The sequence below is a fragment of the Syntrophorhabdus sp. genome (genome assembly GCA_012719415.1).
Classification (GTDB): domain Bacteria; phylum Desulfobacterota; class Syntrophorhabdia; order Syntrophorhabdales; family Syntrophorhabdaceae; genus Delta-02.
Genome location: JAAYAK010000264.1, coordinates 1 through 3,864, shown reverse-complemented (window position 1 = coordinate 3,864; position 3,864 = coordinate 1). Strand labels below are relative to the sequence as shown.

3 protein-coding genes are annotated in these 3,864 nt (G+C 64.0%); all 3 read left to right on the top strand.

Going from position 1 to position 3,864, the window contains the following annotated elements:
* Window positions 1-302: 302 nt before the first annotated feature.
* On the top strand, window positions 303-2,591 hold the full coding sequence (locus tag GXX82_15565) for a hypothetical protein (protein ID NLT24459.1): 2,289 nt from the start codon (window positions 303-305) through the stop codon (window positions 2,589-2,591).
* 60 nt (window positions 2,592-2,651) lie between these two features.
* Window positions 2,652-3,584: a FecR domain-containing protein gene (locus GXX82_15560; protein ID NLT24458.1), complete on the top strand. Its 933-nt coding sequence runs from the start codon at window positions 2,652-2,654 to the stop codon at window positions 3,582-3,584.
* Between the two features lie 91 nt (window positions 3,585-3,675).
* Window positions 3,676-3,864: 23S rRNA (adenine(2503)-C(2))-methyltransferase RlmN (locus GXX82_15555; protein ID NLT24457.1), on the top strand; the 189-nt coding region annotated here is incomplete at its 3' end.

Below are 3,864 nucleotides of genomic sequence, written 5' to 3'. Positions count from 1 at the left end.
GTCCCGAAGGCCCTCCACAGGCGGGAGGACGAAGTCTTTTTCGAGATCACCGGCAAAGCCGTGGAGTGGCTTGCCCGCAAGGAGTGAAAGCGGGAAGAAGATGACCCGCCGCGGGAATCCCCGGCAGACCCGCCCCGACAGATTTGTCGCGTCTTTATTGCCCCATCGACACATCTTGCCGTGAAAGTTGCGGCTGCTTCTCGATAAAAAGCCGTAATTACAATATAATAGAGAGCAGGAGCCCCGGTGGTACGCGTATTGCTCCTTCAGCGTACAACGAGAACGAGAATGGGGGCAGACCGATGAAAGGTTCATTTCTCAGACAAACGGGATTGCTGGTGGGTCTTCTGCTTCTTGTCGCCGGTCAGGTCTATGGGGCTGATCCCGATACCCTGTACGTGCGGCACATCGAGGGGACCGTGGAACTGGCCGAGGCAGGATCCAGCCAATGGATGGAGGCTGCCGTGAACACGCCCCTTGTAGCGGGTGACACCATCCGGACAGCGGCGTTGGGGAAGGCTGAGCTGTTCCTGAAGGATGGGAGCGTCGTTCGTGTCGGGAGGAGCTCGGTTATGAGGATCGTCGCCGTCGAACCGAAGGGCGTTCAGTTCAAGCTCGATCGGGGAGGGGTCTATATCGTCGCCCGGGGATCGAAGGATGTTCCCATCTTCTTCGACACCCCCTCGGCGGTGCTTGATGTTGCCCAACCTGCCACGGTGCGGGTGGATGTCTACGACGGCGGGGTCAGCGAGGTGTCCGTCTATCAGGGTGAAGTGCAGGCGCTTGAGCAGAAGGGCCGAATGCCCGTCAGGGCCGGGGAGCGCCTCGTACTCGCTGCTGACGGTTCCATTCCCCGCGTCATGGGACTGCGCTCCGCCGACGAGTGGCAGAGGTGGAACACCGAGAGGGACAGGGCGACATTCGCGGCCGTGTCCACCGGTGAGAGTACCGCCTACCTGCCCGAGGAGCTCCGGACGTACTCGTCCGATCTCGACGCGAACGGACAATGGGTCTATACCCCGGAGTACGGCTACGCCTGGGCCCCTACGGTGATAACCGTCAGCACCTGGTCTCCCTATCGTTTCGGGCGCTGGGTCTGGATCGGGGGAAGCTACGTGTGGGTCGGCTACGAGCCCTGGGGTTGGGCGCCGTACCATTATGGACGATGGGTCCATCACCGCCATGCCGGATGGTGCTGGGTCCCGCCGGCGCGGGGCCATGTCCGCTGGGAACCGGCGCATGTCGCCTGGGTGCATTCATCGAGACACGTCGGATGGGTTCCGCTCGCCCCCGGTGAGACCTATGACCGCCGCAGGGCCCCCGTCATCCACCAGACGAACAATTACACCATATATAACAATGTTACCCTCGAGCGCTCGGTGAGCACGGCGCGGACGACGTACGCGAACGCCGGCGTCAGGGACGCGGTGGTCAGCGTGGAGCGCGACAGCATGCTGCGGGCGAAAACCGTCAGAGTGAACGTGGAGAAGACCGGCACTGTGCCCTTGAGGAAGGTCAGTCTTCCCGCTGGTGTTGTCCCCGCGAGGGCGAAGAGCGAACCGGTGCGGACCATAGACCGTCCGAAGACGGAGGCGGGGATGCCGGGTCAGCCCCGGACGTCCGCCGCACCGACGCGCGGCGGCGGAGTCCCGTCCGCGTCGACGCAGAAGACGAGCGCCGTGCCGCAGCCGGCCCCGGTGGTCGGACAGAGATCTGCCGCCGCACCGTCTCTGGCAACGCGTATCGAGGGTGCCGGGAAGAGGGGCACGCAGCCTGGCACGGGGGCGTCTGCAAGACAGCCGGGGGTAAGCGTCCCGGCAGCGGAAAAGAAGACCCCCGAAGACAGGAGGGATGGTGGACCTTGGGGTAAGGCGACGGGAGGCTCCGTCCCGACCCCTGTGGTGCGCGGCACGACGGGAAACAATACGGTATCGCCGGTGAATGCGAGGCCTCTCGCGGAAAGAATAGGCGTGGGCCGGTCCTCGAGCGTCTCCGGGACGCCCCAACCCGTCCCGGCGGCACCTTCCGCCGTGCGACCGGACAGCACGTTCCCGGGACGCGTCATCCCTCAGGCATCCGCACCGGTCGCAGATAGGGCCGCGGCGAGGCCCGCAGCCGTGACCGCGCCGCCTCAAAATGCCGAACGTGCGGCGCAGGCTGGAAGGACGGCAGAACGTTCACCAACCATGGCGGTGAGCGGCAGTCAGAATACCCCGATAGTGCGTGTTCCAGAGAATCGTCAGCCCGCGGCGCCACGCAATGCCCCTACCCGGTCGGTGAGCGCGCCTGTGCAGGCGAGGCCCGCAGCCGTGACCGCGCCGGCGGCCCAGAGCATACAGAGGCCGGCACAACCCGTCGTGAGAGCGCAGCAGGCGCCCCGTCAGGCAGCACCTCGCGTGGAGCAGAGGCCGGCCGCGGTGCAAAAGGAAAAAGCTGAGCCGCAGGCGGCCAGGCAGAGCCCGGCAAAGGAAAAGGCCGCCCCTCCCGCGGCAGCGCCCGACAAGAGTGAGGCTTCAAAGCCGGTACCCGCAAGCGGCGGCAGCGGTCTCAAGGCGCAGCAGAGCGCGCCGGCGAAGCAGGCCAGAAACTGATACCGCGTGCACTTCTGGTGAAGAAGGTGCTAGAATAGAGAGATTCGAGAAAGGGGCGAGATGAAGATAGCGGCAGGAACGGTAACGATGGTTCTCATCCTCCTCGTGCTTGGTGTGGGCCTGCATGCTTCCCCTCCCGGCGCCGTTTACGTGAACTACGTCGAGGGCTCCGTCGAGCACATCGCAGCCAATTCCGTCAGGGGAGTGCCGGCTAAAGCCAACAGGGCCCTTGCCGAAGGTGAGGCCATCCTGGTGGCGGGGCCGGGTAACGCGGAGGTCTTCATACGTGACGGCAGCGTGTTGAGGGTCGCCGGAGGGAGTCGGCTCAAGGTCCTCTCCATCGAGCGCGGGGCGGTTCACTTCCTGCTCGAGAGCGGCAAGGCCCATGTCAACTATAAGGGCCTCAAGGGATATCCCCTCTTTTTCAGCACGCCTTCCGCTGAGGTTGACGTGTTCGACCGGTCCACCTTCCGCGTGGATGTCAGCGGGGCGTCAGAGACGGAGGTGTCGGTCTTTGCCGGCGAGCTCTACGTCGTCCAGCCGAAGGGCAGGATGAAGATCATCGTTGGGACGCGCCTCGTCATGAGGAAGGATGGCAGGGCCCCCGTTTACACCACGAACAGGCCGGCGGACGAATGGGACAAATGGAACAAGGCGAGGGATGGGGCTACAGAACTTCCTGCGAGTGGTGGGAGCGAACCCCGGCAGTCGACAATGCGTCCCGCGCCGGCCGGTCCAGACCCGGGTGCGGCGGTGGCCGCTTTCCCTCCCGAAGCGATCCCGGCACCAGCAGTCACTCATGAGTACATCTATGTCGGGGTAGGTCCGGCATGGGGCTATTCCTGGTATCCCTACCGCTATCCGTATCGACCCTATGCGTGGCGTTGGTGGGGTCCCCGATATCCCGTATGGTCGGGCTACCGGCGGTGGCACGGTCCTCCCCGGGGTTACTGGGGTCACCGCGGCCATCCTCCCCGCCGCCATTGGCGTTAACCCTCTGAATATCTTGAAAGAATAAGCTTTTTCTGATATCGTATGGTGTTTCGCGTTCGTCAAGGACCCACACCGGAGAGTCAGTCAGGCAATGGAAGAGTTTTTCGGTCTCACCCTTTCCCGTCTCGAGGCGCAGATAGGAGCGCTTGGCAAGGAGAAGTATCGCGCCCGCCAGCTCTTCCGCTGGGTCTACAACCAGGGGAACCTCGATTTCCGGGAGATGACGAACATCCCCAAGAGCTTGAGGAGCGTCTTCTCGGAGATGTTCTCCCTCGATACC

Excerpts from the sequence above, each read along its gene's own strand:
- GXX82_15565 (NLT24459.1), top strand. The coding sequence starts at position 303 with ATGAAAGGTTCATTTCTCAGACAAACGGGATTGCTGGTGGGTCTTCTG.
- GXX82_15560 (NLT24458.1), top strand. The coding sequence starts at position 2,652 with ATGAAGATAGCGGCAGGAACGGTAACGATGGTTCTCATCCTCCTCGTG.